This window comes from Streptomyces sp. NPDC001714 (genome assembly GCF_042892755.1).
Lineage (GTDB): Bacteria > Actinomycetota > Actinomycetes > Streptomycetales > Streptomycetaceae > Streptomyces.
Genome location: NZ_JBIAUL010000063.1, coordinates 1 through 3,505, shown reverse-complemented (window position 1 = coordinate 3,505; position 3,505 = coordinate 1). Strand labels below are relative to the sequence as shown.

Genomic DNA, 3,505 nt, shown 5'->3' with positions numbered 1-3,505 from the left:
AGCTCCGGCAGGCCTACAACGGCGGCTCCAACCAGAAGTGGACCACTCCGACCGCCGGATGACCCCAGGCACGGGCAGGCTGTACCCGCCCGTCACCTCCCCGCTGTCGTCCCGAAGGGGAGCGGTTCGCCCGAGCGCAGGTGCGCCCTCAGCCACTGCTCGGTGTTGCTCACATGCAGCAGTGCCGCAGCCTGGCTGAGGGTGGCGTCACGGGTGGACAGGGCGTTGAAGATGGCCTCGTGCTCGCTGAGGGTGCGGCCCGCGGCCTTGTCGTCTACCAGACCGCGCCAGATGCGGGCGCGCAGGGTGCGGCCGGAGATCCCTTCCAGGAGGGTGAGGAGAGTCTCGTTGCCTGTGGCCGAGACGACGGCGCGGTGGAAGGCGGCGTCGTGGGCGTTGAGCCGCTCGACGTCGTCGCGGGCCTCGCGCATGGCGTCCAGGTGCTGCTTCACCTCAGCCAGTTGCTCATCAGAGATCCGCGTGGCGGCAAGGGCCGTGGCCATGGGTTCGAGGAGCCGCCGTACCTCCATGAGGTCCTGCAGGGCGACAGAGTCGCCCTGCAGCAGTTCCACCGCACCGCCGAGCCCCTCCAGGAGCAGGCTCGGCTGGAGGCTGGTCACATACGTGCCGTCGCCGCGCCTGACCTCCAGGACGCGCGCCACGGCCAGCGCCTTGACCGCCTCGCGGGCGAGGTTCCGGGACAGGCCCAGCTGCGCGGCCAGGTCCGGCTCCGGTGGGAGCTTCGAGCCCGGAGGGAGGGCACCGGTCCGAATGAGCTCACGGATCTGATCGATGGCCTTGTCCGTCAGAGACACCGCACATCCCTCCCTCCACCGTGCCCCGTGAGCACGTCCGCCCTGATCAGCCCCTGCGCGCTCAGATCGTCCCAGAGGCCGTCCGGGACGTGCTGATCATGGAGTTCCACGTTGCGTCCGACCTGCTGCGGAGTCCGCATGCCGAGGGTGACGTTGATGATACTGGGGTGGGTGTACGGGAAGGCGATCGCGGCGGCGGGCAGGCTGGTCCCGTGTTCCGCGCAGACCTCGGCGATCGCCCGGGCACGGGCGACCAGAGCCGGCGGGGCGTCCTGGTAGTCGTACTTCATGCCCTCGGCGGGCCGGTCACGGGAGAGCAGTCCCGAGTTGAACACGCCCACCGCCACCACGCTCTTGCCGAGGTCCCGCGCGGCGGGCAGGACGTCGTCCAGCGCCGACTGGTCCAGGAGTGTGTACCGCCCGGCGAGCATCACCACGTCGGCTGCGGTCTCGCGCAGGAAGCGGGCGAGCATCGCCGACTGGTTCATGCCCGCGCCGATCGCGCCGATCACACCCTGGTCGCGCAACTCCGCGAGCGTGGGCATGGCCTCCTCCGCCGCCTGCCGCCAGTGGTCGTCCGGATCGTGCAGGTAGACCATGTCCAGCCGGTCCAGGCCGGTGCGCTGCAGCGTGTCCTCGATGGAGCGCAGGACGCCGTCGCGGCTGAAGTCCCACTGGCGGCGCAGGTCGTCCCGTACGACGAAGCCCTCGGTGTCGACGCCGCGTGGCTCCTCGTTGGGCACCAGCAGCCTGCCGACCTTGGAGGAGATGACGTACTCGTCGCGCGGACGGTCTCGCAGAGCGGTGCCCAGACGGCGTTCGGAGAGGCCGAGGCCGTAGTGCGGTGCGGTGTCGAAGTAGCGGATGCCGGCGTCCCAGGCGGCGTCGATCGCGGCGGTCGCTTCGTCGACCGGGGTGACGCGGTAGAGGTTGCCGATCACGGAGGCCCCGAAGCCGAGCCCGGTGAGTGCGACGGACGTGTTCTGGATGTTCCGCTGGTGCAAGTCGTGCTCCTGGGATACGGGCGGTGCGGGCGTGGTCAGCGTCTGACGTGGGCCGACCCGCCCGCGATGAGCGCCTCGACCTCGGCGAGCGAGGCCATGGAGACGTCTCCGGGCGTGGTCATCGCGAGCGCGCCGTGGGCGGTGCCGTAGGCCAGGGCGCGCTCCAGGCCGGCATCGTTGAGAAGTCCGTGGATCAGGCCGGCGGCGAAGGCGTCGCCGGAGCCGATGCGGTCCAGGACCTGCAGGCCGGGCATCCGGGGGCCGGTGATGCAGCCGGTTTCGGCGGACCAGGCGGCCGAGGACCAGTCGTTGACGCCGGCCGACGGTACGCCGCGCAGGGTCGTCGCCAGCACCTGTACGTCGGGGAGCAGACCGGCCACCACGGCGAGGGCGTCCGCCACTTCGTCGTCCCCGATGCGCGTCTGTCCGGGGTACCTCCCGGCCAGGCCCAGTGCGCCCACGATGACGTCGGCGTGCCGGGCGAGCCGCAGGTCGGCCTCGCGGGCGGCGTCGGCGCCGCCCCGGCCGGCCCAGAGGCTGGGGCGGTAGTTGGGGTCGTAGGAGATGGTGACGCCGTGGCGGCGGGCCGCGGCCATGGCCTCGTCGGCGACGTCCACCGTGGTGTCGGACAGACCGGCGAAGATGCCGCCGGTGTGGAACCAGCGCACGCCTGCCGAGAAGACCGCGTCCCAGTCCACGTCGCCCTTGCGCAGCTGGGAGACAGCGGTGTGGGCACGGTCGCTGACGCCCAGCGCGCCGCGGATGCCGTAGCCGCGTTCGACGAAGTTGAGGCCGTTGCGGGCGGTGCGGCCGATGCCGTCGTCCGGCACCCAGCGGATCAACGAGGCGTCTACGCCGCCCTGGAGGATCAGGTCCTCGACGAGCCGGCCCACCGCGTTGTCGGCGAGCGCGGTCACGACGGCCGTCCGCAGGCCGAAGCAGCGCCGCAGCCCACGGACGACGTTGTACTCGCCGCCGCCCTCCCAGACCTGGAAGGTGCGGGCGGTGCGGATGCGTCCCTCGCCCGGGTCGAAGCGCAGCATCACCTCACCCAGGGCCACCACGTCGATCACGTCATGCTCCTCTCCACCGCCTCGGCGGTCAGTCGGCGGATCTCCTGGTAGTCGCCCCGCTCCAGGTGGGCGGCGGTGGCCATCCAGCTGCCGCCGACGGCGAGGACCGCCGGGTCGGCGAGGTAGGCGGCCAGGCGGGAGGCGTCGATCCCGCCGGTCGGCACGAAGCGCGTCCCGGGGAAGGGCGCTGCGAGCGCCCGCAGCGCCCGTAGGCCGCCGAGCGGCTCGGCGGGGAAGAACTTGACGGTGTCGAGGCCCGCCTTGAGGGCGCGCATCAGCTCGGTGGCGGTGGCGATGCCCGGCACGACCGGGATCCCCAGCTCCCGGCACTTGGCGACGACCTCCTCGTCGAAGCCGGGCGAGACCACGAAGCGGGCCCCGGCCGCCACGGCACGTTCCGCCTGCTCGGGCGTGAGGACCGTGCCCGCACCGACGGCCAGGCCGCCGTGGGCGGCCATAGTTTTGAGTACCTGCTCGGCGCCGGGGGTGCGGAGGGTGACTTCGGCGCAGCGGGCGCCGCCCGCTGCGAGCGCCTCGGCCAGCGGGGCGGCGGTCGCGGTGTCCGGCACGGTCAGTACCGGCAGGAGGCGGGAGCCGGCCAGTACGGTGGCCG

General features: G+C 72.4%; 4 protein-coding genes. All 4 read right to left on the bottom strand.

Annotated elements, in window-relative coordinates; all coding sequences use genetic code 11:
- Positions 1-92 precede the first annotated feature (92 nt).
- The 4 genes from ACFY0P_RS52040 to ACFY0P_RS52025 are packed head-to-tail and all read right to left on the bottom strand — an operon-like array spanning position 93 to position 3,494.
- Positions 93-815 (bottom strand): FadR/GntR family transcriptional regulator, encoded by a 723-nt coding sequence (locus ACFY0P_RS52040; protein ID WP_388929513.1) that lies wholly within the window; start codon positions 813-815, stop codon positions 93-95.
- Positions 806-1,819 carry an aldo/keto reductase gene (locus tag ACFY0P_RS52035; protein ID WP_388929512.1) on the bottom strand — a complete coding sequence of 338 codons (1,014 nt, stop codon included), beginning with the start codon at positions 1,817-1,819 and terminating at the stop codon, positions 806-808. Before ACFY0P_RS52035 ends, ACFY0P_RS52040 begins: the two co-directional genes overlap by 10 nt.
- 35 nt (positions 1,820-1,854) lie before the next feature.
- A complete protein-coding gene (locus ACFY0P_RS52030; protein WP_388929511.1) occupies positions 1,855-2,892 on the bottom strand; it encodes a sugar kinase in 1,038 nt (345 codons plus the stop codon).
- A complete protein-coding gene (locus tag ACFY0P_RS52025) occupies positions 2,889-3,494 on the bottom strand; it encodes a bifunctional 4-hydroxy-2-oxoglutarate aldolase/2-dehydro-3-deoxy-phosphogluconate aldolase (RefSeq protein ID WP_388929514.1) in 606 nt (201 codons plus the stop codon). Before ACFY0P_RS52025 ends, ACFY0P_RS52030 begins: the two co-directional genes overlap by 4 nt.
- Between the last annotated feature and the right edge of the window lie 11 nt (positions 3,495-3,505).